Consider the following 26006-nt stretch of genomic DNA (forward strand, 5'->3'; position numbering starts at 1 on the left):
AGCTTTCGGACGTGGGAAGCCGATGCGGCCGGGGCCACCCCGTCGCGAGACAGGGTGACCCCGAGCGCTTTCGGGGGTGGGGCGGTGTTACTTCACGAACAGCCTGCGCGGGTCGACGCCGCCGAGAACGTCGTCGTACACCATGCCGCCGACCTTCGGTCCCGCGATCTGGGTCTGCTTGTAGTACGCCGTCGGGATGTTGGAGACGACATCCTTGACGATGTACTCGTTGACCTTGTTCCACTCCTCCGCAGCCTTGACCGGGTCCGTGATCTTGTTGATCCGGTCGATGTCCGCGTTGACCTTCTTGTCGTTGATGTGCGAGTAGTTCGACGAACCGTCCTGGATCGTGCGGCCGTCGTACAGCGGCGGGATCACGGTCGAGGCGCTCGGCCAGTCGGCACCCCACGCGGTGTGGAAGATGTCGTAGTTGTTCTTGACCTTGCTGACCTGGTCGTAGTACGTCTCGGCCGGGATCTCCTGGCGCTGGACGTTGAAGCCGGCCTTCTGCAGGCCCGCGGCCATCGCGGTGGAGTACTGCTGGCCCTCAGGGGTGTTGATGTAGCCGAAGGTCAGCTTCATGCCTTCCTTGCCGGCTTCCTTGAGGAGCTGCTTCGCCTTCGCGGGGTCGCCGGCCGGCTTCTTCTTCTTGCCGAACGGGTCGAAGTTGGGGTTGTAGCCGGAGACGGTCGGGCTGATCAGACCGCCGGCGACCTCCATGGCCTGAGCGCCGCCGTAAGCGCGGACGAAGGGCGAGATGGGCAGCGCGTAAGCGATGGCCTCACGAACCTTCTTGTCCTGCATCTCCGGCTGGGAGAGGTTGATGTTCATCTGGCCGACGTACGGCTGGTAGCCGGAGACCACGCGGCTCTTCAGCGCGGAGTCGCCCAGCACCTTGGACAGGTTGCCCGCGTCGACCTGGTTGTTGAAGCTGATCGAGGTGGCGTTGGTGCCGGTGCCGTCCAGCATCGCCTTGGTCGAGTCCTCGAACTGCTTGTTGAAGAGGATGTTGAACTGGTTCACGTACTGGTGACGGATCGGGTCCGTCTTCGGGTCCCAGTTGGTGTTCTTGACCAGCGTCATCGACTTGCCCGACTTGAAGTCCGCGATCTTGTACGGACCAGCGGTCATCGGGGCCTTGTCGTACTTCACCTGCGTGTCCTTCTTCGCGGACACGATGGAGTAGCCCGCCATGGCGAGCGCGTACGGCAGGTCGGGCTTCGGCTCCTTGAACTTGAAGACGATCGTCTTGTCGTCCGGCGTCGCAAGGATGCTGTCCGACAGGTGCTTGCCCTTGTAGGGGCCGTCCTTGAGGAGCTTGCGGTAGTCGGTACCCGGGGTGTTCGCCAGCCACTGCTGGATGTAGGTCGGGCCGTTGGCGACGAACGGAGCGAAGAGGCGCTCGAACGTCTGGCGGAGGTCAGCCGAGGTGATCGGCGTACCGTCGGCCCACTTGACGCCGTCCTTCAGCTTGTACGTCCAGGTCTTGCCGCCGTCCGTGGTCGTACCGCTGTCCGTGGCCAGGTCGCCGACGACTTCGTGCTTGGCGCCGTCGTTGCTGGTGGCCTTGTAGCCCGTCAGCCCACGGTGCAGGATCGAGGCCAGCGAGCCCTCGTCGGAGACGTAGATCTGAGCCGGGTCCAGGTGCGCGTAGCTGTCTCTCTGCAGCACCGTCACCGTACCGCCGGCCTTGGCGCCGGAGATCTCGGCGGCCGGGCCCACGGAGTCCTGCGCGTCGCCGAAGTCTATGGACGACTGCTGGCGCTTGGCGTTCTCCGAGTCCTTCTGATCGCCGGAGCCATTCTTGCTGCCGCCCTGGCTGCAACCGGTGAGCGCAAGCGCTCCGGCCGCAAGCAGGGAGACAGCGGCGTACGCGCGGCGTCCACCCTTACCCATCACTTGGTTCCCATCATCCATGTGTCACGAGTGCGATGAAATGAAGTGCCCCTCCGGGGTGACGAGGAGTCACCCCGGATGGTTCGGGCGAGGACGCCCATTCCCGTTCGGTCAGCGCGCCGTCTTCGGGTCGAAGGCGTCGCGGACCGAGTCCCCAAGCAGGTTGAAGGCCACGATGAAGATGATCATGGAGATGCCCGGGAAGAACATGTAGGTGATGTCGTTCTGCATCACGAGTTCGGTCGACGCCTTGGAGAACATCTGTCCCCAGTCGGGCGTCGGCTCGACGATTCCCACGCCGAGGAATGACAGGCCGGCCTCGGCCGTGACGAAGGCCGGGAGCATGTACGTGGACTGCACCAGGATCGGCGTGACCACGTTGGGCAGGATCTCCTTGCGGATGATCCGCCACGGGGAAGCCCCGCTCACCTTGGCCGCCTCGATGAACTCGCGCCCCGCGAGGGAGAGCGTGGTGCCACGCAGAATACGGGCGAGGCTCATCCAACCCAGGAACCACTGCACGGCGATCAGAGCAACCACCCGGACGTAGACCGGCGTCTCGTCCCTCGGGTCCACGAACAGCGAAACCACGACCGGCATGCTCGCGATGAAGAAGAGCTGCGCGGGGAAGGCCAGCAGGAAGTCGACGATCCGGCTGATGACGAAGTCGGCCTTGCCGCCGAGATACCCCGCCATGACGCCGAGAAGAACGCCGGTGAGTACCGTGGCGATCGTGACCGCGATCGAGATGCCGAGCGAGTTCCTGATGCCGTACAGCAGCTTGGTGAAGACATCGTAACCGTTGCCCGGTTCGAGGCCGAACCAGAACTCGCCGCTGATGCCGCCGTTGGGCTGCAGCGGTACACCGGCACTGTCGAAGAGCTCGGGGCGCTCGTCGGCGAACACCGTGTACGGGTCGTTGCCGTACAGCTTCGAGATGACCGGCGCGAGCACGCCAATGGCGAAGAAGAAGACCACGATGCAAGCCGAGACCACTCCGGCACGGTCGCGCTTGAAGCGGATCCACATCAGCTGGCCGGGAGAACGACCGACAAGCTCCTGGCTCTTGGCGGGCTCCGGGTTCGGCTCGAGCTCGGGGTCCAAGGCGAGCGACGGCCTGGAGCCTTCGGCCTTGGCTGGACTGGTCATGTGTGTACTTCCCCCGGGGGGTTGGAGAGTTGAGCGCAGCACAGATACCGGCAGGTTCTGTGGTTTGGGGGAACTTTCGCCAAAGTGTTCAACGCGCGTCAAGGGCGGAAGACATAGGGATCTCCCTACCGACCATATTTTGAGGAAAAATTGCAAAGATTGACACCTGGTCGCGCTTGACACGCGATCCGACAGACCGTCAAATCGGACATACCGCAATGGATTTCGGTTCACATGTCCGAAACACGATCGGGTCCTTACCGATATCCGGACGGTGTCTCATAGATCGCGGACAGGCTTTCGCAGGCACACCGAAGGCCCGGTCCCCCGCATGTCGGAGAACCGGGCTGCCGACGGTCGCCGGCGGTGGGGTCAGCCGTGCTTGGCGCGGCTCGCGGCGCGGGCGCGCTCGCGGGCGTCCAGGTTGACCTTACGGATGCGAACCGCTTCCGGGGTCACCTCGACGCACTCGTCGTCGCGGCAGAACTCCAGGGACTGCTCCAGGGAGAGCTTGCGCGGCGGGACGATCGCCTCGAACGAGTCGGCCGAGGACGACCGCATGTTCGTGAGCTTCTTCTCCTTGGTGATGTTCACGTCCATGTCGTCGGCGCGCGAGTTCTCACCGACGATCATGCCCTCGTAGACCTCGGTGCCCGGGTCCACGAACAGCACGCCGCGCTCCTGAAGGTTCGTCATCGCGAAGGCGGTGACGGCACCGGAGCGGTCGGCGACCAGCGAGCCGTTGTTACGGGTCTGCAGGGTGCCGAACCAGGGCTCGAAGCCCTCGTGGATGGAGTGCCCGATGCCGGTGCCGCGGGTCTGGGTCAGGAACTCCGTGCGGAAGCCGATCAGACCGCGGGAGGGCACCACGAACTCCATGCGCACCCAGCCGGAGCCGTGGTTCGACATGTTGTCCATACGGCCCTTGCGGACGCCCATGAGCTGCGTGACCGCGCCCATGTGCTCCTCGGGCACGTCGATGGTCATGCGCTCGACGGGCTCGTACACCTTGCCGTCGACTTCCTTGGTGACCACCTGCGGCTTGCCGATGGTCAGTTCGAAGCCCTCCCGGCGCATGGTCTCGACCAGGATGGCGAGCGCGAGCTCACCACGGCCCTGGACCTCCCAGGCGTCGGGGCGCTCGGTGTCCAGGACGCGCAGCGAGACGTTACCGATCAGCTCGCGGTCCAGGCGGTCCTTGACCTGACGGGCGGTCACCTTGCGGTCCTTGACGGCCGCCTTCGCGTCGGCGCCCTTGCCGGTGCCGCCACGGCCGACCAGCGGCGAGGTGTTCGTGCCGATGGTCATGGAGATCGCGGGCTCGTCGACCGTGATCAGCGGCAGCGGGATCGGGTTCTCGGGGTCGGCGAGGGTCTCACCGATCATGATGTCCGGGATACCGGCGACCGCGCAGATGTCACCGGGGCCGGCCTTCTCGGCGGGCTTGCGGGTGAGCGCCTCGGTCATCAGCAGCTCGGTGATGCGCACGTTGGACATCGTGCCGTCGCGCTTGATCCAGGTGACGGTCTGGCCCTTGCGCAGCTCGCCCTGCTCGACGCGGAGCAGCGCGATACGGCCCAGGAAGTTGTCGGCGTCCAGGTTGGTGACGTGCGCCTGGAGCGGAGCGGCCTCGTCGAACTCGGGGGCCGGGACGTGCGAGAGGATCGTGGAGAAGAAGGGCTCCAGGCTGTCGCTGTCGGCCGGGACCGTGCCGTCCTCCGGCTTGGTCAGCGAGGCCACACCGTCACGCGCGCAGGCGTAGACGATGGGGAACTCGATCTGGTCCTCATCGGCGTCGAGGTCGAGGAAGAGGTCGTACGCCTCGTTGACGACCTCGTCGATGCGCGAGTCGGGGCGGTCCGTCTTGTTGATGCAGAGGATGACGGGCAGCCGGGCCTGCAGCGCCTTGCGCAGCACGAAGCGGGTCTGGGGCAGCGGGCCCTCGGAGGCGTCGACGAGCAGCACCACCGCGTCCACCATCGACAGACCACGCTCGACCTCGCCGCCGAAGTCCGCGTGGCCCGGGGTGTCGATGATGTTGATGGTGACGACCTCGCCGCCATCCTTCGGGTGGTACTTCACGGCCGTGTTCTTGGCCAGGATCGTGATGCCTTTCTCACGCTCCAGGTCGTTCGAGTCCATCATGCGGTCGTCGAGCGATTCGGCGGCGTGCGCGGCGAACGCACCGGCCTGCTTCAGCATGGCGTCGACGAGGGTCGTCTTGCCGTGGTCGACGTGGGCGACGATGGCGACGTTACGGATGTCGTGGCGCGTGGCCATGAAGGCGTACTCCTGGAGTGTGAGGAAGGCCGACGCGTACGTCTGTGTTACGCGGACCCTGCCGGGCTCAACATGCCACGGCCTCACCCCATCGTACGTTGCCTCCTGGGTGGGGGCTCGCCCGGCTCAGCCGCCGGAGGGGCCGGCCGCCGGCTTCGCGCCCTTCTTCAGGAAGCCCATGTCCTCGTAGACCGGCGTCTGGAATCCGAAGGAACCGGCGTTCACCACGTCCTTCTTGGCGGCCGTCAGCTGGGGGCGCTGGTACAGCGGGATGGATCCGGCGGCGGCCCAGATCCGGGCGTCGGCCTTGCGGATCAGGCTCCGGCTCTTCCCCTCGTCGAGCGTGGCGACGGCCTGGTCGAACAGCTGGTCCACCTGGTCCGTGCCGACCCGGGTGTAGTTCTGCTCCACGTTCAGCGACCCGTCCGCGGCCGGCACCGGCTTCGCGAAGATCGGGCGGGCGTCGGTGGCGGGGAAGGCGGACGCGGGCCAGGAGTACAGCGCGAGGTCGTACTCCCCGGACGCGATGTGGTCCTTGAAGTAGCTCGCGTCGGAGACCTTGGAGATCTCGGTCCGGATGCCGACCTTCGTCAGCATCGAGGAGATCCGGTCGGCCACCGTGCGCAGCGTCTCGGACCCCGGTCCCGACGGGAGCACGAACCGCAGGGCGAGCGCCTTGCCGTTCTTGGCCAGCACCTTGGTCGCCGCGTCCGCGGGAGCCGCCGTGCCCTTGGGGGCGTACGCCCCGGGCGCGCCGCCCTGGTTCAGCTTGTTGGCGTACTGCTTGCCGTCCTGGGCGAGATGGTGCGGGCCGTCCGCGCCCTTGCGGTGGTCCCTGGGGTCCTTGTCGTCGCTCCTGTCAGCGCTCTTGTCGTCCTCGCCGACGATGTACGACCCGTCGTCCCCGGCCGCGGAGTCCCGTCCGGCCTTCTTGCCTTCGGTCCCCGCCGCCTTCCCGCCCTTCTCCTTCTTCTTCTCCTTCTCGACCGGCCCGCCGGGCACCCACCCGGCGTCCGCGAGCAGCGCCCGGGCCTCCTTGGCGTCCGGGCCGCCGATGGCGCCGCTGTTGTCGGCGTAGGCGTCCTGGCCGGAGAGCGCGAGGTGGCTGCCGACCGGCACGGCGGGCAGCCCGAGCGGGGAGAGGACGACGCCGGCCAGCGCCTTGCGGTCGATGGCGCGGGCCACGGCCCGGCGCACCCGCTCGTCGGCGAGTGGCCCCGAGGCGCCGTTGAGGGCGAGCTGGGTGTAGGCGGGTTCCAGCGACTTGCGCACCTCGAAGCCCTTGAGGGCCGCCTGCTCACGCGCGTACGCGGCGAGCGCCCTGCGCTCCTTCTGCCGGGCGCTGAGCTCCTCGTCGGCGGCCTCCTCGTCGTCCCCGTGGGCGACGGCCCGGGAGCGCAGGGCGTCGGCGGCTCCCAGGTTGCCGCCGGAGCGGTGGCCGGGGAGTCCGTCCGGGCCCGCGAGCGGGCTGCTGCCGGCCTTGACTCCCGCGTGGGCGGCGAGGCTGATGCGGCCGAGGGTCTCCGGGTCGATCTCGGCGAGCTCGATCGCGCCGGCGGCGAGCGCGGTGGCCCGCTTGTCGCGCGGGACGGCACGCAGCACGATCTCTTTCAGCTTGGCGGGGTGGCCCCACCAGCGCGGATTGCGGGTGAGGGTGACCTCGTCGTCCTTGCGGTCGACCTTCTTCAGCTGGAAGGGACCGGCGGTGACCTTGAGCTTCTTGCGGGCGGAGTCGTTGAAGGCGTCCGGGGTGCCCATGACGTCCTTCGGGTACAGCGGCGAGAACAGGGAGCGCCAGTCGGCGTACGGCCGCGCGAAGGTGACCCGGACCTCGAGGTCGTTGGCCCCGCGTTCGATCTTGTCGATGCGCTCGTACCCGGCGTTGCGGGCGGTCCAGTACGCGGAGTCCTTGCCGGACAGGGCGCGCCACTGGGCGGCGAAGTCGGCGGCGCCGATCTCCCGGCCGTCGCTCCACACCGCCTGCTGGTTCAGCTTGTACAGCACGACCTGCTTGGGCTCGGTCTGGACGACCTTGGCCGACTCCAGGTAGTCGGGGTTGATCTGCGGCCGCCCGTTCGCGTCGAGCCGGTACATCGAGGGCAGGACCGCCTGGGCGACGGTGGTGGTGGTCGCGTCCGCGTCCGCCTGGAAGGTGTTCAGGGTCTCCGGCACGGCGTCCACCGCCCAGTGCAGGGTGCCGCCATCGGCGACCTGGTCGCGGGCGGCGGGCGCGATGTCCTGCTCCGCGAGCGGCTTGCTCGCCTTTTCGTCGGAACTGCACGCGGAAAGCGCGGTGACCGCGAGCGCGCCCGCGGTGAGGAAGGCGACCGAGCGCGTGACCGCGCGCAGTCCGACGCCGTTGTGGGACATCTCTGCTTACCTCCGGGAGCCGCGGGCGTTATGATCACTTTTGGCGGTATATGGAGCTGATCACATCTATTGCGGCCACTGAAGAGGAAAGGGTTCGGCAACGGACGGCGACACGGCGACAACAACCGGGAAGCCCACCCGTGCGGCGCAATCGACGGCGCACGAGGGGCGCGCACGGAGGCACACGATCCGCCAATCCATGCACGTCCCTTCACACCGGCAGGTGTGACGCGCAACACTCGCAGGCGCATGACCGTTCCCGTCCAGGGCAACCCCGCCCACGGAAGTGAGGTCACGTCATGTCCGTGCACGATGAACTGGCAGCGGCCCAGCGCTCGCTCGACGAGGTGCTCAGGTACGTCAAGCGCCTGGAGCAGCAGCTGGGCAGCGGCGGCCTGGAGATGCGCCGCGTCCGGATCGACGCCGACCGGCTGCGCGAGAGCCTCGCGCTGCTGAGGGAGACCGACCCCGCGCTGGCCAAGGCCCGCCGCCCGGATCTCGTCTCCATCTCCGACACCCCGTACGACAACACCCTGTGGACGGACTCGGACGACGAGGGACTGGGTGCCCGCGACCGCCGAGCCCCCTGAACCCGACCGGAGTCAAGCGTTGGCCACTGGTACGGAACCTCCCGACACCGAATCCCATAGCGTCCGCGGCGGCGTACGCACCGGTACGCGCGCCGCGATCGACGCCCCGCACCTGCGCACCGACCGCTGGTGGCTGGCGCCCGCGGCCACGGCCGCCGGGCTGCTCGCCTTCATCGTGTACTCGACCTGGCGGGCGTTCGCCGACACGGACTACTACGCGGCCCCGTACGTCTCGCCGTTCTACTCCCCCTGCCTGGCCGAGCGCTGCGCGCCCATGCGCCACGGCCCCAACTGGGAGCTCTTCGGCGGCTGGTGGGGCATCTCCCCGGCGATCATCATCCTGATCTTCCCGCTCGGCTTCCGCCTGACCTGCTACTACTACCGCAAGGCCTACTACCGGGGCTTCTGGGCGTCCCCGCCGGCCTGCGCGGTGGCCGAGCCGCACAAGAAGTACACCGGTGAGACCCGCTTCCCGCTGATCCTGCAGAACATCCACCGGTACTTCTTCTACGCCGCGATCCTGGTCGCCGGCATCCTGACCTACGACACCGTGCTCTCGTTCCGCAACGAGAGGTACGAGTGGGGCCACATGGGCCTCGGCACCCTGGTGTTCCTGGTCAACATCGCGCTGATCTGGGCGTACACCCTCTCCTGCCACTCCTGCCGGCACATCGTCGGCGGCAAGCTCAAGCACTTCTCCAAGCATCCCGTGCGCTACCGGGCCTGGCAGTTCGTCGGGAAGCTCAACGCCCGCCACATGCAGCTGGCCTGGGCGTCGCTGGTGAGCGTGGCGCTCGCCGACTTCTACGTGTTCCTGGTCGCCTCCGGCGCCTTCGACGATCCGCGCTTCTTCTAGATTGAAGGTGCCTTCTGATGTCCGTGGTCGACCGGCAGGAATGGGACGTCGTCGTGGTGGGCGCCGGGGGTGCCGGTCTCCGCGCCGCCATCGAGGCCCGCGAGCGCGGCGCCCGTACGGCCGTGATCTGCAAGTCGCTGTTCGGCAAGGCGCACACCGTGATGGCCGAGGGCGGCATCGCGGCCAGCATGGGCAACGCCAACTCGAACGACAACTGGCAGGTCCACTTCCGCGACACCATGCGCGGCGGGAAGTTCCTCAACCAGTGGCGGATGGCCGAGCTGCACGCCCAGGAGGCCCCGGACCGGGTCTGGGAGCTGGAGACCTGGGGCGCCCTGTTCGACCGTACGAAGGACGGGCGGATCTCGCAGCGCAACTTCGGCGGCCACGAGTACCCGCGCCTCGCCCACGTCGGCGACCGCACGGGCCTCGAACTGATCCGCACCCTCCAGCAGAAGATCGTCTCGCTGCAGCAGGAGGACAAGAAGGAGACCGGAGAATACGAGTCCCGCCTGAAGGTCTACCAGGAGTGCACGGTCACCCGGGTCCTCAAGGACGGGTCGCGGGTCTCCGGTGTCTTCGCCTACGACCGTGAGACCGGCCGTTTCTTCGTCCTCGAAGCGCCCGCCGTCGTGATCGCGACCGGTGGCATCGGCAAGTCGTTCAAGGTGACGTCGAACTCGTGGGAGTACACCGGCGACGGTCACGCGCTGGCGCTGCTCGCGGGCGCGCCCCTGCTGAACATGGAGTTCGTGCAGTTCCACCCGACCGGCATGGTCTGGCCGCCGTCGGTGAAGGGCATCCTCGTCACCGAGTCGGTGCGCGGCGACGGCGGGGTGCTGCGCAACTCCGAGGGCAAGCGGTTCATGTTCGACTACGTCCCGGACGTCTTCAAGGAGAAGTACGCCGAGTCGGAGGAAGAGGGCGACCGCTGGTACGAGGACCCGGACAACAACCGGCGTCCGCCCGAGCTGCTGCCCCGCGACGAGGTGGCCCGGGCCATCAACGCCGAAGTGAAGGCGGACCGTGGCTCCCCGCACGGCGGGGTGTTCCTGGACGTGTCCACCCGTATGCCCGCCGAGGTCATCCGGCGCCGGCTGCCCTCCATGTACCACCAGTTCAAGGAGCTGGCCGACGTCGACATCACGGCGGAGCCGATGGAGGTCGGACCGACCTGTCACTACGTGATGGGCGGTGTCGCGGTCGAGTCGGACACCGCGGCCGCGCGCGGGGTGCCGGGACTCTTCGCGGCCGGTGAGGTGGCCGGCGGCATGCACGGCTCGAACCGGCTCGGCGGCAACTCGCTCTCCGACCTGCTGGTGTTCGGACGCCGGGCGGGCTGGCACGCGGCGGAGTACGCGACCGGGCTCGCGGCGGCACGTCCGCCGGTGGACGAGGTCCAGGTCGACGCGGCGGCGGCCGAGGCGCTGCGGCCCTTCTCGGCGGAGGGCGCCGAGCCCGCCGTAGGACCTCCGGAGAACCCCTACACCCTGCACCAGGAGCTCCAGCAGGCCATGAACGACCTGGTCGGCATCATCCGCCGCGAGGGCGAGATGGAGCGGGCCCTGGAGAAGCTCGCGGATCTTCGGGTGCGGGCCCGGCGGGCCGGGGTCGAGGGGCACCGGCAGTTCAACCCGGGCTGGCACCTCGCCCTGGACCTCAGGAACATGCTGCTGGTCAGCGAGTGCGTGGCCCGGGCCGCGCTGGAGCGGACCGAGTCGCGCGGCGGCCACACCCGCGAGGACCATCCGGCGATGGACCGCGAGTGGCGCCGGATCAACCTGCTGTGCCGACTGACCGACCCGACGGGCGGGCTGGCGGCCACGGACCCGGTCCGGGGCCAGATCGACCTCACCCGCGAGACCACCGACCCCATCCGCGCCGACCTGCTCGCCCTCTTCGAGAAGGAGGAGCTGGTCAAGTACCTCGCCGAAGAGGAGCTGTACGAATGAGCGGCTACACGGCCCACTTCAAGGTGTGGCGGGGTGATGTGAAGGGCGGCGGCCTGGAGGACTTCAAGGTCGAGGTCAACGACGGCGAGGTGGTGCTGGACATCATCCACCGCCTCCAGGCCACCCAGGCGCCCGATCTCGCCGTCCGCTGGAACTGCAAGGCGGGCAAGTGCGGTTCTTGCTCGGCGGAGATCAACGGGCGGCCCCGGCTGATGTGCATGACCCGCATGTCGGTGTTCACCCCGGAGGAGACGATCACCGTCACTCCGCTGCGGGCCTTCCCCGTCGTCCGCGACCTGGTCACCGACGTCGGCTTCAACTACCAGAAGGCGCGCGAGGTCCCGGCGTTCGTGCCGCCCTCCGATCTGGGTCCCGGCGAGTATCGGATGATGCAGGAGGACGTGGACCGCTCGCAGGAGTTCCGCAAGTGCATCGAGTGCTTCCTGTGCCAGGACACCTGCCATGTCGTGCGCGACCACGAGGAGAACAAGACCGCGTTCGCGGGCCCGCGGTTCCTCATGCGGGTGGCGGAGTTGGACATGCACCCGCTGGACGCGGCCGAGGACACCGGCCTGGACCGCAAGAAGACGGCCCAGGACGAGCACGGCCTCGGCTACTGCAACATCACCAAGTGCTGCACGGAGGTGTGCCCCGAGGGCATCAAGATCACGGACAACGCGCTGATCCCCCTGAAGGAACGGGCCGTCGACCGCAAGTACGACCCGCTGGTGTGGCTGGGGTCGAAGATCAGGAGGAGGTCTTCGTAGCGTCCCTGGCAGCGCGGCCGGGGCGCTGGGCCCGGAACTGGATCAGCAGGCCTGCCATGAACATGACCCAGCCGGCCCACGCCACGTACGCCGACGGGGCGTGCGGCGGGCCGGCCATGGGGCCCAGGAAGATCCACACCGTTGCTCCGACCGCGGTGACCAGCGATCCGTAACCCCACAGCCTCGGCCGCAGAACCCTGGACCGGCCCCACGGCATGACCCAGCCGGTCGCGATCCCCGCGACACCGCCCACCGCGACCACCGTCATGGCGAGCAGGGCGAGCCCCATGAGTACCCAGTGCATGCCGATCATCGTCCCACGAGCTCCAGCACCCTGACCAGGTTGGATTCGGCGATCTGCCGCATCCCCTCCGGGTGGGGGAAGTCGCCCTCGATCAGCCGGAGCGGGCCTGCGACCAGGGAGAGGTGCATGGCGAGGCGGTAGAGACGCATCCGGTCCTCGTCCAGGTCGGGGACGCCGAGGGCGTCGTAGTGGGGGCCGAAGCGGATCCGCAGGAAGACGTGCTCCCACTCGACGTCGAAGTACATGAGCCCTTCGATGTCGATGAGGGCGGGCCGGCCCTGGTCGTCCAACAGGACGTGGTCGGCGCCGAGTTCGCCGTGGATCAGGGTGTGCCGGGCGCGGGGCCGGACGGCCGCCGCGAGCCGCCGTACAGTCTCAGCGAGGTCGTCCCGTACGACGGCGATCCGTTCGTCGCGTACGGCGGTCTCCTCGATGTCGCGCAGGGCGCCCTCGGTGACGCGCCCGGTCGCCGAACTCGACGACGAGGTACCGCCGTTGTCGACGAGGGCGACCTTGCCGAAGGCAGGGCCCTCCTGCGTGTGCAGGGTCGCGAGTTCGGCGGCGAACCGCTGCAGGGCCGCGCGTCCGGCGGCCGGGTCCCGCTCCAGGGCGTCCTCCAGACTGCCGCCCCGCATGTCCTCGACGACGACGGCATCCCTGGTGGTGTCGGCGTACAGGAGGCGCGGGGTGCGGACGCCTGCGTGGACCAGCCGGTCATGGGCAGCAGTGAAAACGTCGAGACTCGTACCGGCCGAGAAGGGATCGCGGGGGTCGGAGGGGCCGGCGTCCCAGTAGTCCTCGTCGGCCGACCAGACGTAGGCCACCGCAGTGGTGTCGTCGTCGAGGACCAGTCGGTAGACGCCCTTCTTGGTGCCGCCGCGCAGGCGGTCGACGGCGGTGAGCGAGCGACCGGTCGCCGCCCGGGCAAGAGGCGCGAGGTCGCCGCGGCCGAGATGTCTGCGGGTGCTGGTCACTCGGCAGATGGTCGCAGTGCGGTGTCCCGGAGCGCAGGTGGTTTTCTAGCGGACCCAGTCCCGTTCGTACGCCGTCCAGTCCGTCTCCGTCGCCGCGAAGTCGACGTACAGCGCCACGCCGAAGTTGGTGCGGGCCGCGTCCGTGCGGGAGAGGCCGAGGCGGACGCCGCGGACGGCTGCGGGGACGGTCTCGGCGTGGGCCCAGTGGTCGAAGTTGTTCTCCCGGTAGAAGGGCAGGCCCATCAGCAGGTCGGTGGAGTCGGGTGTGACCTCCAGGGCCAGGGAGGTCTGCTGGGCGACATAGCCGCCGTACAGGCTCTGAAGCGGCGTGCTCGTGTCGTACGACATCACCGCGATCTGGTCGACCCGGCGCGCGACCTGGCCGAAGTAGGACTGCGACCACCACTTGGGGTGCCCGGCGAGCGTCCCCGCGACGGAGTGCAGTGCGGGGAGGGGGTCGATCTGGTGGGCGGCGACCGAGAGGGGGACGCCTCGGGCGCGGGTGACCCCGTGGAGGGTGTCGAGGAGGTCGAGGTAGTGCTCGTCGCCGGAGTGCAGGGGTTCCAGGTCGAAGTGGGCGCCGTCGAACCCGGCGGTGAGGATCTGCCGGGTGGACCGGACGACGGCGGCGCGGGTGTCCTTTTCGGCGAGGCGCATGCCGTCCGGGCTCTCCGTGGCGAGCTTGTCGCCCAGCCAGGCCTGGACGCGGATGCCGGGGGCTGCCTTGTGTACGGCGCCGATCAGCCAGGCCGCCTTCGGATACGCCGGCGCGGGCAGCCTGCCGTCGTGTTCCAGGGGGCCCGCGTGGACGTACAGGTCCCGGATCCCGGAGTTTCGGAGGCGCCGGGCGAGGGCCCTGACGTCGGAGTCGGTCTTGCGGCCGTCCACCCAGGCGTGGCCGAGCCAGAGCGCGTCCTTGCCGCGGGTGCGGGTGCCGTCGGCGGGGTTGCCGGCGTAGTTGAGGCGGAGAGCGGCGGCGACGGTCAGGAGGGGGACGAGGACGACGAGCGCGAGCCCGAGCACGCACCGCCGGAGCCGGCGGCGACGCCTCGGCCCCGGCGCCGGTGCCTCCTTCGCCGCCTCCCCGTCGTGCCCGTCGCCCCCGTCGGCCTGCGTGTCCCGCACCTTTGACATCCGCTCCCCGTCCGCTCGCGTACCCCCGCCCGTCCCGCCCCGCTCGCGCCACCGCATTCCGGCCCATACGCTCCGAAACGTGACGCCATCCTTGATCCGGGGCCGACCGCGGCGGGGCCGCTCGCACATATCCGCGCGGGTGGCGCATGGCCTGCTGGGCGTGGTGGCCGGGGTCGTGTGGCTGGTGTTGCCGTGGATGACGATCAATGACGACGCTCCGGTTGCAGGGGCCCGGGTCAGCGCCGCCGCCTCCGCCGAGGACGAGTCCTCCGGGACCGACCTCGTCCTGCCGGTGGCCGCCCTCGCCGTCGTGGTGGTCCTCGCCGTCTACGGCTCCGTCCGCCGGATACGCCGCACCCGCAGCCGTACGACACCTGCGGCCGCCGGCACGACCCACGTCGGCGCGTACCCCTCCCCCGCCGCCGCGCCCCCGCTCGCCGACCTCGACGGCCGGTCCCGGGCCGCGCTGGTCGACGCCGACAACCGTCTCCGCGCCCTCCGCGAGGAACTCGTCTTCGCCGAGGCCGGATCGGGCCCGGGTCCCGAGGCGATGGCCCCCTTCACCGGGGCGGCCGAGGCGGCGGAGGCCGAACTGGCGGCCGCCTGCGCGATACGGCGGCGCTACGAGGAAGGCGTACCGGAGGAGGCGGCCGCCCTCGCCGGGGTCGTGGGCCGCTGTGAGGAGGCCGAGCGACGGCTGACCGGCGCGGCGGAGAGCCTGAGCGCGCTGCGGGGGCTGGACCGCGACCCCGCCGCGGCCCTGGCGTCGGCCGAGACACGGTTCCGTGAGCTGACCGCCCGCACGGCCGAGGCGGAGACCGCGCTCACGGACGACTCCGTCACCGGGTATGTCGAGCTGGCCAAGGACAGCCTGGTCACCGCCACCGTCCACCTCAACCAGACCCACCAGGCCACCGCCGTGGGCCGGACGGACGAGGCGGCCGACCACCTCCGCGCGGCGGAGACCGCGATCGCCCGGGCGGACGTGCTGGTGACGGCCGTGGCCCGGCTGCGCTCGGCGCTCACCGAGGCCGCCCGGCTGATCCCGCCCGCGCTCACGGGCGCGGAGGCGGAACTGGCCCCCTTCCGCGACGCCACCGCGTACGAGGGCGACACCTACGCCCGCCTCCTGCACGCCGACGCGGTCCTGGCGGCCGTACGACAGGAGACGACGTCCGGGAATCCGTACGACCCGCTCGGCGTCCTGCGCCGGATCGTGCACGCCACCGCGCCGCTCGCGACCGGCCGGTCCGGGGTGCTCGCGGTGGCCGCGCTGCTGCTCGCCCGGGAGTCCGTGGCCGCGGCGGACGACTACGTCACCGTCCACCGCGAGGCGGTCGGTGCCGCGCCCCGTCTCCTGCTGTCACAGGCGCGGCTGACCGACGATCTCCCGCGGGCGGACGTCCTGGCCCGCGAGGCACGTGAGCTCGCCGAACGGGACGTACGCCTGCGCGGGCACCCCGCCTAGAAAAGGCTCAGCAACGCCTCCGCCGGGTCCACCATGCCGTTCTCCCCGTCCGGCAACGGCAGTTCGAACCACACCGTCTTGCCGCGCGGGGTACGCCGGGAGCCCCAGGCCGCGCTGAGCAGGCCCACCAGTTGCAGGCCCCGGCCGCCCTCGTCGGTGTCGCGGGCGCGGCGGCGGCGCGGCTGGACGAGGCCGGAGTCCCAGACCTCGCAGACCAGGGTGCGGTCAAGGAGGAGCCGTAGCCGTATGTCGCCCTCGCCGTACCGCAGGGCGTTGGTGACCAGTTCACTGACCAGGAGTTCCGTGGTGTCGACCAGCGGTTCCAGATCCCAGCTGAGCAGCTGGCCGCGGGCGTACTCGCGGGCCCGGCCCACGCTGCGCGGCTCGCGCGGCAGGGTCCAGTCGCCGACGGACCCGGCGGGCAGGCCCTGGACACGCGCCATCAGCAGGGCGATGTCGTCCTCGCCGTGGTGGGTGTCGAGGGTGTTGAGGACGTGGTCGCAGACGTCCTCCAGCGGGGCGGAGGGGTCGGTGAGCGCGCCGACGAACGCCTGGAGACCTTCGTCGAGGGGGTGATCGCGGCTTTCGACCAGTCCATCCGTGTAGAGCGCGAGCAGGGCGCCTTCGGGTAGTTCGACCTCGACCTCCTCGAAGGGCTCGCCGCCGACGCCGAGCGGCATGCCGGGCGGCACGTCGAGCATCAGCGCGTCCTCGCCGGGTTCGACCAGCACGGGCGGCAGGTGGCCGGCGTTGGCGAAGGTGCAGCGGCGGGTCACCGAGTCGTAGACGGCGTAGACGCAGGTCGCCAGGTACACCTCGGACAGGTCCGCCTCGCGGGGGCGGCGGGCCGCGCGGGTGGCCTGCTGGACCCCGCCGGGGGCGCCGAGACCGCGGGCGATCTCGTCCAGCGCGGAGAGGACCTCGGCCGGTTCGAGGTCGAGCAGGGCCAGGGTGCGCACCGCCGAGCGGAGTTCACCCATCGCCACCGCCGCCCGCAGACCACGGCCCATCACGTCGCCGACCACCAACGCCGTACGGTGACCCGGCAGTTCGATGACGTCGAACCAGTCGCCGCCGACCTCGCTGGGGCGGTCCGCGGAGGAGTTGCCGGGCAGATAGCGGCAGGCGATGTCCAGTCCGGAGGCGACCGGGTCGCCGGGCGGCAGCAGGGACCGCTGCAGCATCAGCGCCCGCTCGTGCTCCCGCCGGTAAAGGCGGGCGTTGTCGATACAGACGGCGGCCCGCGCCGCCAGCTCCACCGCGAGATCCCGGTCCCGGTCCCCGAACGGCTCGCTGCCCTTCGTCCGGGAGAACTGCGCGAGTCCTACGACGGTGTCGTGGGCGACCATCGGCACCGCGAGCGTGGACTGCACGAGGCCGCCCTCCTCGGCCGGGATGTACTGCGGGCGGGCGGTGCGCAGGGCGTCCGCGCAGGGCGAGTTGAAGGGGTAGTGGTGGACCGCGCCGACCGAGACGGGGGCGCCGGAGCCGGCGAAGGGGGCGTCGGAGACCGCGCTGGCGAAGGCGACCCGGCGCAGTTGGGCGCTGCCGTCGGCGAGCCCCGGCGGGGTCTCGTCGCCGGCCAGCAGGCCCTGGTAGAGGTCGACGGTGGCCAGGTCGCAGAAGCCGGGGACGACCACGTCGAGGAGTTCCCGGGCCGTGGTCTCCAGGTCGAGCGAGTTGCCTATGCGGGCGCCGGCCTCGTTCAGCAGGGCCAGGTTGCGCCGGGCGGCGGCGGCCTCACGGGCGGCGGCGCGACGGGCGGTGATGTCGGTTCCCAGCCAGGCGATGCCGATGGGCCGGCCGGACCCGCTGCGCACCCGGTACAGGTTGATGGACCAGTGGCGGCGCTCGTCGGAGCCCGGCAGAAAGCCCGTGACGTGCATGTCCGTGATGGAGTCACCGGTCTCCAGGACCCGGCGCAGGGTCGCACTGACCCGCTCGGCCTCGGGGCGCGGCAGATAGTCGTGGACGCCCTTGCCGCGGTGATCGTCCGGGTTGCCCCCGAAGAGGGAGGCGAAACGGTAGTTGACGCGCCGAACCCGCAGGTCCGGGTCGATCAGCACAAATCCGAAGGGAGATTGACCGAAAATCGCCTGCGAGGCGGCGAGGTCGGTCTCGATGCTGCGCAGCGTGCGCACGTCGACGACGATGCAGACGGCGGCCTGTTCGCCCTCCTCGGTCCGCGTCGGCATCACGTAGACCTCGGCGAGGCCCTCCCGGCCGCACTCGCCGTCGGCCGAGGACGGGGGCACCCTGAAGGGGACCACTCCGGTCCACTCACGGCCGTCCAGGATCTCCGCCATCTTGCGCTGGCCCTGCGCGCGCAGGTCCGGGTCGATGAAGGCCTCGATGGGGTCCATGCCGACGGCGTGCTCGGCGGAGATACCGAAGAGCTGCTCGGCGCGCAGGCTCCACTGCTCGACCAGGCCGTCGGGACCTATGGAGAAGGACGCGACCTTGATGTAGTCGTAGATCGAGCCGGGCGGGCTGCTCTGCCACATGGCGTCACCGGACGGACCGTCACCGTGACGGACATGTTCCACGGCCGCATCCGCGGCCTGCGTCCTCGCGCCGTCCGACGGGTCCTTCGACTCCGTGGCCTTCGCTGGTATCTCGCTCACGCGAACCGTCCCCTCCAGCTCACCGCGTCCGGTACCGGTCACCGGGGGCGGCTGCCCGCAGTATCCAGCACTACGGCGCCGCACAACACGGTGTTCACGATCACAGCACGATCCCGACGGTTTTCGGTCCGGGCTGCGACAACACTCCCAGTCTTCTAACCAGCGGACACGGCGTCGAATCACGTCTGCCGACAACCGCCACTGGCCTGAACCAGTCGATGGACAGCGAGCGGGGTGTCGTACAGACGTTCTGGGGGTTCTTTGCGTTTCGGGCGTTCTCGGCGTTCTCGGGGTTCTCGGGGTTCTTCACCGCGATCAGGTCCTGTTCATCCCGGCATCGAGAGTTCGAACCAGACGGTCTTGCCCGTCGTGCCGGGGCGGGTGCCCCAGCGGTGGGCGGCGTGGGCGACCAGTTGCAGGCCGCGGCCGCTCTCGTCGTCCAGGTCGGCGACGCGTTCGCGGGGCGGGTCGGGGAGGGGGTCGGAGACCTCGACCAGGAGGACGCCGCCGATCCCTTCGGGACGGACCAGCCGGACGCCGATGGGGCCGGTGGCGTGCCGCAGGGAGTTGGTCACCAGCTCGCTGACCAGCAGGGCGGCGATGTCGGCGAGGCCGTCGAGGTTCCAGGCGGCCAGCCGGTTCCGCACGGCCGCCCGGGCAGCGCGCACGGCGCCCGGGTCCGCCGGGAAAGTCCACTTGGCGCAGTCGCCTTCGGTGTCGATCACGCCGATCACATCCCGGGCCAGCCCATGTCCGCTTTCGTGGGGTTAAGGGGCACATACCCGATATTGCGGGGGCGGTACCGTGCCGAATGGCGTAAGTAGGGGTTCTACGAGCCCGGGGGTCCCTGTTGTGGGGCGGGTGCGGGCGCGTCGCGGCTTGTCGCGCCCCGCGGCGGAGCCGCCCACCGAGACAGCCCCGCACCCCTGCACGCCTCCCGCACCGCCGGCACGTCCTGGTCGAGCCAGGGCACGTCCCAGATCTGTTCCGGTGTCAGCCAGCGCAGTTCGTCGTGGTCCTGCAGCGGCTTGGGGTCCGGGGAGTCCGGGAGAAGGCTGGCCCTCCACGCCTGAAGGACGTACGGGGGCTTCAGGGGCCACTCACCCGGGACGCGCTCCACGACCTCCGCCTCCACGCCCAGCTCCTCGTGGAGTTCGCGGGACAACGCCTGCTCCGCCGACTCCCCCCGCTCCACCTTGCCGCCCGGGAGTTCCCAGCGGCCGGCCAGTTCCGGCGGGGCGCTGCGGCGGGCCGCGAGGAGGCGGTCGCCGTCCCAGAGGGCGGCGGCCACCACCACGATCCGTTCCGTCATGCGCCGGAGCCTACGGGAGGCTCCGTCAGTCGGCCGAACTCGCGCCGTCGGGGCCGATGCGCTCGACCCAGTAGAGCTGTTTGTGGCCGCGGGCATCGAGGCTGTCGGCGATCTTCTGTGCCTCGGCCCGGGTCGCGTACCTGCCCACGCGGTAGCGATTGCCGTTGTCGTCCTGCCGTATGACGAGCCAGGGAAGAGTGATCGTGCCGTCGTTCATTGCGCCCCACCGCCCCTTCCCGACCTGCGTCGGGCCCCACCCGATAAGGAAACCGCACTCCGCATATGCCCGAGCCTACGCCCAACCTTTACGCAGCGAACACGCGTTTTCACAAAGAGGTACGCAACCAGCCAGGACGGACTCCTCCGGCAGGGGGCGCGCGCCGATGAACACGCCCCCGGTGGACGGCGACGACTCCCGTCGGGCACGCCTCCGAAACAGCGGTGTCGACCTGCGAGAACGGCCGGATTCGAACGGCGTTCGCCTGTGGGTGCGTTGACTGTTCACCCCGGGCAACTTCCCAGGGGCGCGCGCTACTTCACCGGAAGGTGGTACGCGACCTCGTAGCGGTCGGCCGGAACGACCACGTCGGCGGTCTCCACCGGGCGGCCCGAGGCGTAGTAGGTGCGGTGGACCACGAGGACGACATGCCCGGGGACACCCCCGAGGGCGAGCAGCTCCTCGGCGAGGCCGGGGCGGGCGCCCACCTCCTCGGTGACGTTGTCCACCACGACGTCGATGGCGGCCATGCGCTCGACCACGCCCATGCCGCCGAGGGGGCCCTCCTCGGGGAGCATCACGGGAGTGCGCCCGGTGACCGCGAGGGGCTCCCAGGAGGTGGAGAGCATGATCGGCTCACCGGCCTCCCGGAAGACGTACTTCGTGCACATCACCCGGTCGCCGGGCCGGATGTCGAGTCGCTCGGCAATGGCCACCGAGGCCTCGGTCTGCCGGCTGCTGGACTCCCAGGTGCCGCGCCCCTCCCCGTCGGCCTGCTCCTGCCGGAAGGGGGTGGCGCCGGAGGCCGGGCGGTAGCCGGAGCGGGCGATACGGCGGGGCACCGGCCGCTCGCGGACGTACGTCCCGGAACCGGAGCGGCCCTCGACCAGGCCCTCGGCCATCAGCACCTTGCGGGCCTCCAGCGCGACGGTGTCCGAGACGCCGTACTCCTCGCGGATCCTGGCCTGGGACGGCAGGCGGGTGTGCGGTGGCAGCGAACCGTCGACGATCTTCTTGCGGAGATCACCCGCGACACGCAGATACGCCGGCTGCTCACCGAAAGTCACTGGCCGCTCCCATCAGGTTGTACAGACAGCAACAGCGTGGCAACCGTGGGTTCGACCTTGCAAGCAAAGGCCAGAGAATCACTCGATGTGATGACATGTTCCGGTGGGGGGCTTTACGCAGGCACTTTCTCCCCGCTATGGCGGCGATCACACATCGAGTTCGCCGCCGCCGGTGCCGCCACCCGAGTCGCCGCTCCCGTCGCCGTGGTCCTCGTCGTACGTCGGCCGTTTCGTGGCCAGCCCCAGAGCCTTGCGTGCGGTGACCGTGCTGGGGCCGTCGACGTAGTCGTAGCCCTTGTCGTAGTGGGTGTAGAAGGCGTCCACGTCGTCGTCCTCGGCCGCGACGACCGCCTTCGCCCACTCGTCGCGCGCGTCCTCCATGTCCTTCACCAGGGCCGCCACCGGCTTGTCGGCCTTGGCCGGCCAGGAGTGCGCGCGCAGGGCCTCGATCTGCTCGGCGAGGCTGTCGTGGACGTCCCGCGACCAGTCCCGGTAGCCCGCCAGGTCGTCCTCCGGGTAGTCCTCGGGCTCCTCCCACAGCACGGTGTCGAGGGCGTTGAGGGACTTGAGGAGGGAGATCTGGTCCGTGTCGAGCGTGGTCCCGTCGGCGCGCAGCGAGCCGGTCAGGGTCCCGTTGTCGTCGGTGTTGCCGAAGATGCAGGTGACCTCGCGGTCACCGAGGCGCCAGCTCTGCCGGGTCGGGCCGAAGTAGTACACGTCGACGTTCTGGGGCAGCGCCCAGGTGTCCATGGCGTACGTGTCCTGGAGCGGATGGCACTTCTCGTCCGCGGCGTCGGAGACCGCGTCGTTGCCCGGGAAGGCGGAGCCGCCGGTCATCGTGAACTCGCCGAACACCTCGCCGTCGTGCTCACCGGCGCAGGGCACCTCGTCGACGTCGTAGGTCAGGCCCTCGAGGGACTCCCCCGGCGCGTCGAAGCACTGGCCCCTGACCACCGAGAAGGCCGTGCTCTCCGTCGCGCCCTTCTTGAACCCGTCCCACGCCTTGGAGAGCCCGCCGGTGGCGAGCACCGTCACCCACAGGGCGAGTCCGAGCGAGGACAGGATCGACCCGGCGATCGCCAGCCCCTTGCCGGACTGGCCCTTCTTCCTGATCTGCGCGAGCGCGATCACGCCGAGCACCAGTCCCACGGCCGGGAAGCAGCACAGGACGCCGAGCACCAGGGAGGCGACGGCGAGGCCGTTGACGGAGGAGGGGCGGGCGTAGGGGCTGTAGCCCTGCCCCCAGGTCCGGTAGGGCGGACCATAGGGTTGCCCGTACGGCTGTCCGTGCGCCTGCTGCCCGTACGACTGCTCTCCGTACGGCTGCTGCCCATACGGCTGCTGTCCCCGCGCCGGCGGCCCGTACGGGTCCGGGGCCGGGGGTGGCCCCTGGGCGGGGTCGGGCTGGTGGGGCCCAGGGGGCGGGGGTATGGACACGGGTACCGTGCTCCTGGTTCAGGCAGTGGCGGGGAACTGACGTGCGACAGGGCGCATGGTATGCGCGGGGTGGGCGGCGGTGGAATGCCGATCACGGGTGCGCTCACGGCACGGTGGGCGGGGGTGCCTTCCCGGGGGACCGTGGTGTCGACCGCCGGAGTGTGGCCGCTGCCGGCCTTCCGGCCTTCCTGATCGACGGGGCGCAGGGCACGGACTGCGGGCGAGCCGGCACGGGCGCTCGGGGCGCCCGCGGAGCAAGCGGCCGCGGCGGCACGGGAGTTGCTCGGGGAGCCGGCCCACACGGAGGCGCTGGACTCGGCGAAGCGGACGCTGGAGACGCGCGAGGAGTGGGAGGCCGGGCTGCCCACCCACACACGGGGCCCTCACCGGCGATCCCGACCTCGACCAGCGGGAGATGAACGCCTGGGTGGCGAAGCGGACGGGCGGCTTGATCGAGCAGATGCCCGTGCAGCGCGGGACGACACCGAGCTGGTGCAGGCGAGCGCGCCAGCCTCTGCGGACCACGTGGGCGACCCTTCGAGGTGGGTCCGCCACGGCCGTCCCCGGGGCCTTGGCAGAACCGCACCCTGCGCGGCCTGAACCGCCGGAGCGTGCGGCTCGACCGGGTCGGGGTGGCGGCCGCGGCCGGAGGGCCGGATCACCGAGGCGAAGGTGCCCGGCGGCAACGGCGTCGACGGCCATCTGCTGCTCTGGGGCGCGCCATGACGCCGAGTCAGGTGCCGGCGGTGGGGACCGCCGCGCTCGACGGCACGGGGTCATCGGCGCCGCCCTCGTCGAGCGGGACTTCGGCACGCTGGACGCCGGGCAGGAGCGGGTGGTCCGGCAGGCCCTGGCCGAGGTCAACGGCTTCGAGCGCGCCTACGGGAACATCGTGCGAGGTGAGAGCATGCTGCGGGCGGCGCACGGGCGGTGGTGGCCGTAGGCGAAGTGGGACGCGATCCCCGACGCTCCCGTGCTCCAGCCCGCTGTGCGGTCGGTCGCGAGCGAGCGGGTACGTGCCCGCTGTCCGACCCGACCGATCGGCCCCGAGGCAGTGGAGACCAACGCATGACCACCGACAGCGCACTGGAGCAGCTCCTCGGCCGGGCCCGGGGCCCGATGGGCCCGGCGATCGCTCTCGACTTCGGCTTCGAGACCGGTCCGCTGGCCGAGCTCGGGCGGCTGATCTCCCGTATGAACGGGTTCTTCCTGTTCAACGCCGGGGTGCAGGTCTTCCGGGTCGGTGAGGAGGGTCTCGGCCACGACATGCTCCACTGGAACTCCGACGCGGCCTGGAAGGACACCTACGGCGGTCTGGCCGACGACCAGTTCTGCTTCGGGCAGGACATCTTCGGCACCCAGTTCGCCGTGGTCGGTGGCGAGAAGGTGGTCTGCTTCGACCCCGAGACCGCCGACGTCACCGAGCTCGGCGACAGTCTGGAGTCCTGGGCGGCATGGCTCCTCGCCGACCCCGATGTCAACGCCGCCGCCTCCTTCGCCTACGCCTTCCAGCAGGAGAACGGCGCGCTGGAGCCGACCGAACGGCTGGTGCCGCGGCAGTTCTTCGTCGGTGGCGGCGGCTACGACTTCGACAACCTCGTGGTCAAGGACGCGGTCACCGCGATGCGCATCCGCGGGCCGGTCGCCCAGCGGGTCCACGGGGCCCCGGACGGCACGACGATCCGACTCGACCTGACCTGACCTGACACTCAGTCGTCGAAGCCCGTGACCCGCGTGCGCTTCTCCCAGGCGGCGACATCCGCCCGGACGCCGTCGAGGTGGCCGAGTACGGCGGTCACCGCGTCGTCGCCGAGGGGCAGTCGCAGCGGGGTCTCCTCGGCGTCGAGGGCGGCGCGGATCAGGGCCGCCGCCTTGGCGGGGTCGCCGGCCTGGGTGCCGTCGCCGCCGGAGACGAACCCGCGGGTCTCGCTCACCTTGGCGTAGACCCCGCTGTCGGCACTGACTCCCGCACGGCTCGCGTCGAACAGCGAGGTACGGAAGGCGCCCGGTTCCACGATCAGCACCTTGATGCCGAACTCCCGCACCTCGTCGGCGAGCCCCTCGGACATGCCCTCCAGCGCGAACTTCGTCCCGCTGTACGCCGAGAAGCCCGCGAAGGACATCTGCCCGCCCATGCTGCTCATCTGCACGATCGCGCCCGAACGCCGCTCGCGCATGGCCGGCAGCACCGCCCTCGTCAGCGCCGCCGGTCCGAAGACATGCAGGTCGAACAGTTCGCGCAGTTCGTCCTCGGTGGTCTCCTCGAAGGCGCCGACATGCGTGCGGCCCGCGTTGTTGACCAGCACGTCGATCCGGCCGTGCCGGGCCACCACGTCCCGTACGGCGGCCTCCGCGGCGGCCGTGTCGGTCACGTCCAGGCGCAGCGCCTCCACCTGGTCCGGACGGGCGGCCACCAGGTCCTCCAGCGCCTCGGGCCTGCGGGCCGCGCCCACCACGACATCGCCCTCGGCCAGCGCCGCCTCGGCGATCGCCCGCCCGAACCCGCTGCTCGCGCCCGTGATCAGCCAGACCTTGTTCATGACGACTCCTCGTTGCACCGTCTGTGTCGCCGACCAGCCTGCTGGGAAAGTCGGTTGCCCGTCCAAGACCCACGGTGATAACCGATGGCTATGACGACCGACGTCCATGTACGGGACCTGCGTTACTTCCTGGCCGTGGCCGAGGAGCTGCACTTCACGCGCGCGGCCGAACGGCTGTACGTGTCGCAGCCCGCGCTGAGCAAGCAGATCCGGGCCCTGGAGCGGCAGTTGGGCGTGGAGCTGTTCCGGCGGGACGCGCGGGGCGTGCTGCTCACCGAGGCGGGTGAGGCACTGGTGCCGCACGCCCGGCAGGTGCTGGCGGCCTGGGCGGCGGCGGATGCCGCGATGGCGACGGCCCGGGCGGTGGGGCGCGGCACGCTGGTGGTGGGCATGAGCACCAGCCCCGGCCGCGGTGGTCTGCTCCCGGCGATCCGCTCCCGCTTCACGGCCGCGCATCCGGAGGCGGTCGTACAGCTACGGCAGATGGGCTGGCAGGACCCGGCCGCGGGGCTGGCGGACGGTGCGACGGAGGTCGCGTTCGTCTGGCTGCCGCTGCCCGGCGAGGAGCGCTACGGGTGGACCGTGGTCGCCGAGGAACCCCGCCTGGTCGCCCTCCCCGAGAGCCATCCGCTCGCCGCCCGCGAGGAGGTCGACTTCGCCGACCTGGCCGACGAACCGTTCCTCGCCCTGCCGCCGAGCGCGGGCCCCCTGCGCGACTTCTGGCTCGCCGTCGACGAACGGGCAGGCCGCCCGCCCCGCGTCGGCGCGGAGATCGCGGGCACCGAGGAGACGTACGAGGCCCTGGTCGCCGGCCTGGGCATCTGCCTGGTGGCCGCCGGCAACGCCCCCCTGATCACCCTGGGCGGGGTGGTCACCAGGCCGGTGCGCGGGATCGGGCCGAGCAGGTATGTGCTGGCGTGGCGGAAGGGGGACGACAGACCGCTGGTGCGGGCGTATGTGGAGGCGTGCCTGCGGGTGACGGATCCCGGTGCCGAGGGCCGAAGCATGCTCAGGCCGCGCTCGAGGCCGGGTGCATAGACTCACGCGTACGGCCCGTGCGACCGGACGG

General features: G+C 70.4%; 23 protein-coding genes. 7 read left to right on the top strand and 16 right to left on the bottom strand.

All coding sequences use genetic code 11. From position 1 onward, the window contains the following. Positions 1–87: 87 nt before the first annotated feature. The 4 genes from ABZT06_RS22305 to ABZT06_RS22320 all read right to left on the bottom strand — a co-directional run bounded on the left by ABZT06_RS22305 (position 88) and on the right by ABZT06_RS22320 (position 7695). On the bottom strand, positions 88–1896 hold the full coding sequence (locus tag ABZT06_RS22305) for an ABC transporter substrate-binding protein (protein WP_355743392.1): 1809 nt from the start codon (positions 1894–1896) through the stop codon (positions 88–90). A 111-nt stretch (positions 1897–2007) separates the two neighbouring features. Then, positions 2008–3045 carry an ABC transporter permease gene (locus ABZT06_RS22310; protein ID WP_355743863.1) on the bottom strand — a complete coding sequence of 346 codons (1038 nt, stop codon included), beginning with the start codon at positions 3043–3045 and terminating at the stop codon, positions 2008–2010. Positions 3046–3417: 372 nt separating this feature from the next. Then, the gene (typA, locus tag ABZT06_RS22315; protein WP_355743395.1) at positions 3418–5325 is read right to left on the bottom strand and encodes a translational GTPase TypA; all 1908 of its coding nucleotides are present in this window, start codon (positions 5323–5325) and stop codon (positions 3418–3420) included. Between the two features lie 126 nt (positions 5326–5451). After that, entirely contained in the window at positions 5452–7695 is a 2244-nt protein-coding gene (locus ABZT06_RS22320; protein WP_355743398.1) for an ABC transporter family substrate-binding protein, read from the bottom strand. 299 nt (positions 7696–7994) lie between these two features. Between ABZT06_RS22320 and ABZT06_RS22325 the strand changes: the two genes are divergently transcribed. The 4 genes from ABZT06_RS22325 to ABZT06_RS22340 are packed head-to-tail and all read left to right on the top strand — an operon-like array spanning position 7995 to position 11860. Continuing rightward, a complete protein-coding gene (locus tag ABZT06_RS22325) occupies positions 7995–8285 on the top strand; it encodes a hypothetical protein (RefSeq protein WP_355743401.1) in 291 nt (96 codons plus the stop codon). Positions 8286–8304: 19 nt separating this feature from the next. Then, the gene (locus tag ABZT06_RS22330) at positions 8305–9141 is read left to right on the top strand and encodes a hypothetical protein (RefSeq protein WP_355743404.1); all 837 of its coding nucleotides are present in this window, start codon (positions 8305–8307) and stop codon (positions 9139–9141) included. A 17-nt stretch (positions 9142–9158) separates the two neighbouring features. Next, complete coding sequence (locus ABZT06_RS22335; RefSeq protein WP_355743407.1) at positions 9159–11093, top strand: fumarate reductase/succinate dehydrogenase flavoprotein subunit; 1935 nt, start codon at positions 9159–9161, stop codon at positions 11091–11093. Further along, positions 11090–11860: a succinate dehydrogenase/fumarate reductase iron-sulfur subunit gene (locus tag ABZT06_RS22340; protein WP_355743409.1), complete on the top strand. Its 771-nt coding sequence runs from the start codon at positions 11090–11092 to the stop codon at positions 11858–11860. The genes ABZT06_RS22335 and ABZT06_RS22340 overlap by 4 nt, the downstream gene beginning before the upstream one ends. On the opposite strand, the gene ABZT06_RS22345 is transcribed toward ABZT06_RS22340, so the two are convergent. From ABZT06_RS22345 to ABZT06_RS22355, 3 genes are read right to left on the bottom strand one after another with little or no spacing between them, the layout of a single operon-like run. Continuing rightward, positions 11841–12164, bottom strand: a complete 324-nt coding sequence (locus ABZT06_RS22345) for a hypothetical protein (protein WP_355743412.1) — start codon at positions 12162–12164, stop codon at positions 11841–11843. The two genes, ABZT06_RS22340 and ABZT06_RS22345, sit on opposite strands and share 20 nt — an antisense overlap. A 5-nt stretch (positions 12165–12169) precedes the next feature. After that, positions 12170–13138 (bottom strand): phosphotransferase, encoded by a 969-nt coding sequence (locus tag ABZT06_RS22350; RefSeq protein WP_355743415.1) that lies wholly within the window; start codon positions 13136–13138, stop codon positions 12170–12172. A gap of 45 nt (positions 13139–13183) precedes the next feature. Further along, the gene (locus ABZT06_RS22355; RefSeq protein WP_355743418.1) at positions 13184–14263 is read right to left on the bottom strand and encodes a hypothetical protein; all 1080 of its coding nucleotides are present in this window, start codon (positions 14261–14263) and stop codon (positions 13184–13186) included. Between the two features lie 88 nt (positions 14264–14351). On the opposite strand from ABZT06_RS22355, the gene ABZT06_RS22360 reads away from it, so the two are divergent. Then, positions 14352–15740: a hypothetical protein gene (locus tag ABZT06_RS22360; protein ID WP_355743421.1), complete on the top strand. Its 1389-nt coding sequence runs from the start codon at positions 14352–14354 to the stop codon at positions 15738–15740. Here the strand turns inward: ABZT06_RS22360 and ABZT06_RS22365 are convergent. The 8 genes from ABZT06_RS22365 to ABZT06_RS22400 all read right to left on the bottom strand — a co-directional run bounded on the left by ABZT06_RS22365 (position 15737) and on the right by ABZT06_RS22400 (position 23322). Next, positions 15737–18364: a SpoIIE family protein phosphatase gene (locus ABZT06_RS22365; RefSeq protein WP_355743423.1), complete on the bottom strand. Its 2628-nt coding sequence runs from the start codon at positions 18362–18364 to the stop codon at positions 15737–15739. The two genes, ABZT06_RS22360 and ABZT06_RS22365, sit on opposite strands and share 4 nt — an antisense overlap. A 100-nt stretch (positions 18365–18464) precedes the next feature. After that, positions 18465–18674, bottom strand: coding sequence for a hypothetical protein (locus ABZT06_RS22370; RefSeq protein ID WP_355743426.1), 210 nt, complete (start codon positions 18672–18674; stop codon positions 18465–18467). Positions 18675–18690: 16 nt separating this feature from the next. Further along, positions 18691–19098, bottom strand: coding sequence for an ATP-binding protein (locus ABZT06_RS22375; RefSeq protein ID WP_355743429.1), 408 nt, complete (start codon positions 19096–19098; stop codon positions 18691–18693). A 95-nt stretch (positions 19099–19193) separates the two neighbouring features. Continuing rightward, positions 19194–19676: a (deoxy)nucleoside triphosphate pyrophosphohydrolase gene (locus ABZT06_RS22380; protein WP_355743432.1), complete on the bottom strand. Its 483-nt coding sequence runs from the start codon at positions 19674–19676 to the stop codon at positions 19194–19196. A gap of 25 nt (positions 19677–19701) precedes the next feature. Next, positions 19702–19893 (bottom strand): SPOR domain-containing protein, encoded by a 192-nt coding sequence (locus ABZT06_RS22385; protein ID WP_355743434.1) that lies wholly within the window; start codon positions 19891–19893, stop codon positions 19702–19704. A gap of 314 nt (positions 19894–20207) precedes the next feature. Beyond that, a complete protein-coding gene (locus ABZT06_RS22390) occupies positions 20208–20960 on the bottom strand; it encodes a GntR family transcriptional regulator (protein ID WP_355743437.1) in 753 nt (250 codons plus the stop codon). Positions 20961–21107: 147 nt separating this feature from the next. Then, complete coding sequence (locus tag ABZT06_RS22395) at positions 21108–22397, bottom strand: DUF4190 domain-containing protein (protein ID WP_355743440.1); 1290 nt, start codon at positions 22395–22397, stop codon at positions 21108–21110. A gap of 733 nt (positions 22398–23130) precedes the next feature. After that, a complete protein-coding gene (locus ABZT06_RS22400; RefSeq protein ID WP_355743443.1) occupies positions 23131–23322 on the bottom strand; it encodes a hypothetical protein in 192 nt (63 codons plus the stop codon). Positions 23323–23465: 143 nt separating this feature from the next. Between ABZT06_RS22400 and ABZT06_RS22405 the strand changes: the two genes are divergently transcribed. Further along, the gene (locus tag ABZT06_RS22405; protein ID WP_355743446.1) at positions 23466–24098 is read left to right on the top strand and encodes an SMI1/KNR4 family protein; all 633 of its coding nucleotides are present in this window, start codon (positions 23466–23468) and stop codon (positions 24096–24098) included. A gap of 8 nt (positions 24099–24106) precedes the next feature. Here the strand turns inward: ABZT06_RS22405 and ABZT06_RS22410 are convergent, their stop codons facing one another. After that, positions 24107–24937 (bottom strand): oxidoreductase, encoded by an 831-nt coding sequence (locus tag ABZT06_RS22410; protein ID WP_355743448.1) that lies wholly within the window; start codon positions 24935–24937, stop codon positions 24107–24109. Positions 24938–25021: 84 nt separating this feature from the next. On the opposite strand from ABZT06_RS22410, the gene ABZT06_RS22415 reads away from it, so the two are divergent. Further along, positions 25022–25975, top strand: coding sequence for a LysR substrate-binding domain-containing protein (locus ABZT06_RS22415; protein WP_355743450.1), 954 nt, complete (start codon positions 25022–25024; stop codon positions 25973–25975). Positions 25976–26006: the final 31 nt, after the last annotated feature.

Origin of the sequence: Streptomyces sp. NPDC005483, assembly GCF_040606035.1 — a bacterium.
Taxonomy (GTDB): domain Bacteria; phylum Actinomycetota; class Actinomycetes; order Streptomycetales; family Streptomycetaceae; genus Streptomyces.

What these genes read in the sequence shown, in the direction of transcription:
- ABZT06_RS22335 (WP_355743407.1), top strand. Translation starts at nt 9,159, where the DNA reads ATGTCCGTGGTCGACCGGCAGGAATGGGACGTCGTCGTGGTGGGCGCC.
- typA (WP_355743395.1), bottom strand. Translation starts at nt 5,325, where the DNA reads ATGGCCACGCGCCACGACATCCGTAACGTCGCCATCGTCGCCCACGTC.
- ABZT06_RS22320 (WP_355743398.1), bottom strand. Translation starts at nt 7,695, where the DNA reads ATGTCCCACAACGGCGTCGGACTGCGCGCGGTCACGCGCTCGGTCGCC.
- ABZT06_RS22380 (WP_355743432.1), bottom strand. Translation starts at nt 19,676, where the DNA reads ATGACGGAACGGATCGTGGTGGTGGCCGCCGCCCTCTGGGACGGCGAC.
- ABZT06_RS22405 (WP_355743446.1), top strand. Translation starts at nt 23,466, where the DNA reads ATGACCACCGACAGCGCACTGGAGCAGCTCCTCGGCCGGGCCCGGGGC.
- ABZT06_RS22415 (WP_355743450.1), top strand. Translation starts at nt 25,022, where the DNA reads ATGGCTATGACGACCGACGTCCATGTACGGGACCTGCGTTACTTCCTG.
- ABZT06_RS22410 (WP_355743448.1), bottom strand. Translation starts at nt 24,937, where the DNA reads ATGAACAAGGTCTGGCTGATCACGGGCGCGAGCAGCGGGTTCGGGCGG.
- ABZT06_RS22325 (WP_355743401.1), top strand. Translation starts at nt 7,995, where the DNA reads ATGTCCGTGCACGATGAACTGGCAGCGGCCCAGCGCTCGCTCGACGAG.
- ABZT06_RS22310 (WP_355743863.1), bottom strand. Translation starts at nt 3,045, where the DNA reads ATGACCAGTCCAGCCAAGGCCGAAGGCTCCAGGCCGTCGCTCGCCTTG.
- ABZT06_RS22305 (WP_355743392.1), bottom strand. Translation starts at nt 1,896, where the DNA reads ATGGGTAAGGGTGGACGCCGCGCGTACGCCGCTGTCTCCCTGCTTGCG.
- ABZT06_RS22340 (WP_355743409.1), top strand. Translation starts at nt 11,090, where the DNA reads ATGAGCGGCTACACGGCCCACTTCAAGGTGTGGCGGGGTGATGTGAAG.
- ABZT06_RS22385 (WP_355743434.1), bottom strand. Translation starts at nt 19,893, where the DNA reads ATGAACGACGGCACGATCACTCTTCCCTGGCTCGTCATACGGCAGGAC.
- ABZT06_RS22345 (WP_355743412.1), bottom strand. Translation starts at nt 12,164, where the DNA reads ATGCACTGGGTACTCATGGGGCTCGCCCTGCTCGCCATGACGGTGGTC.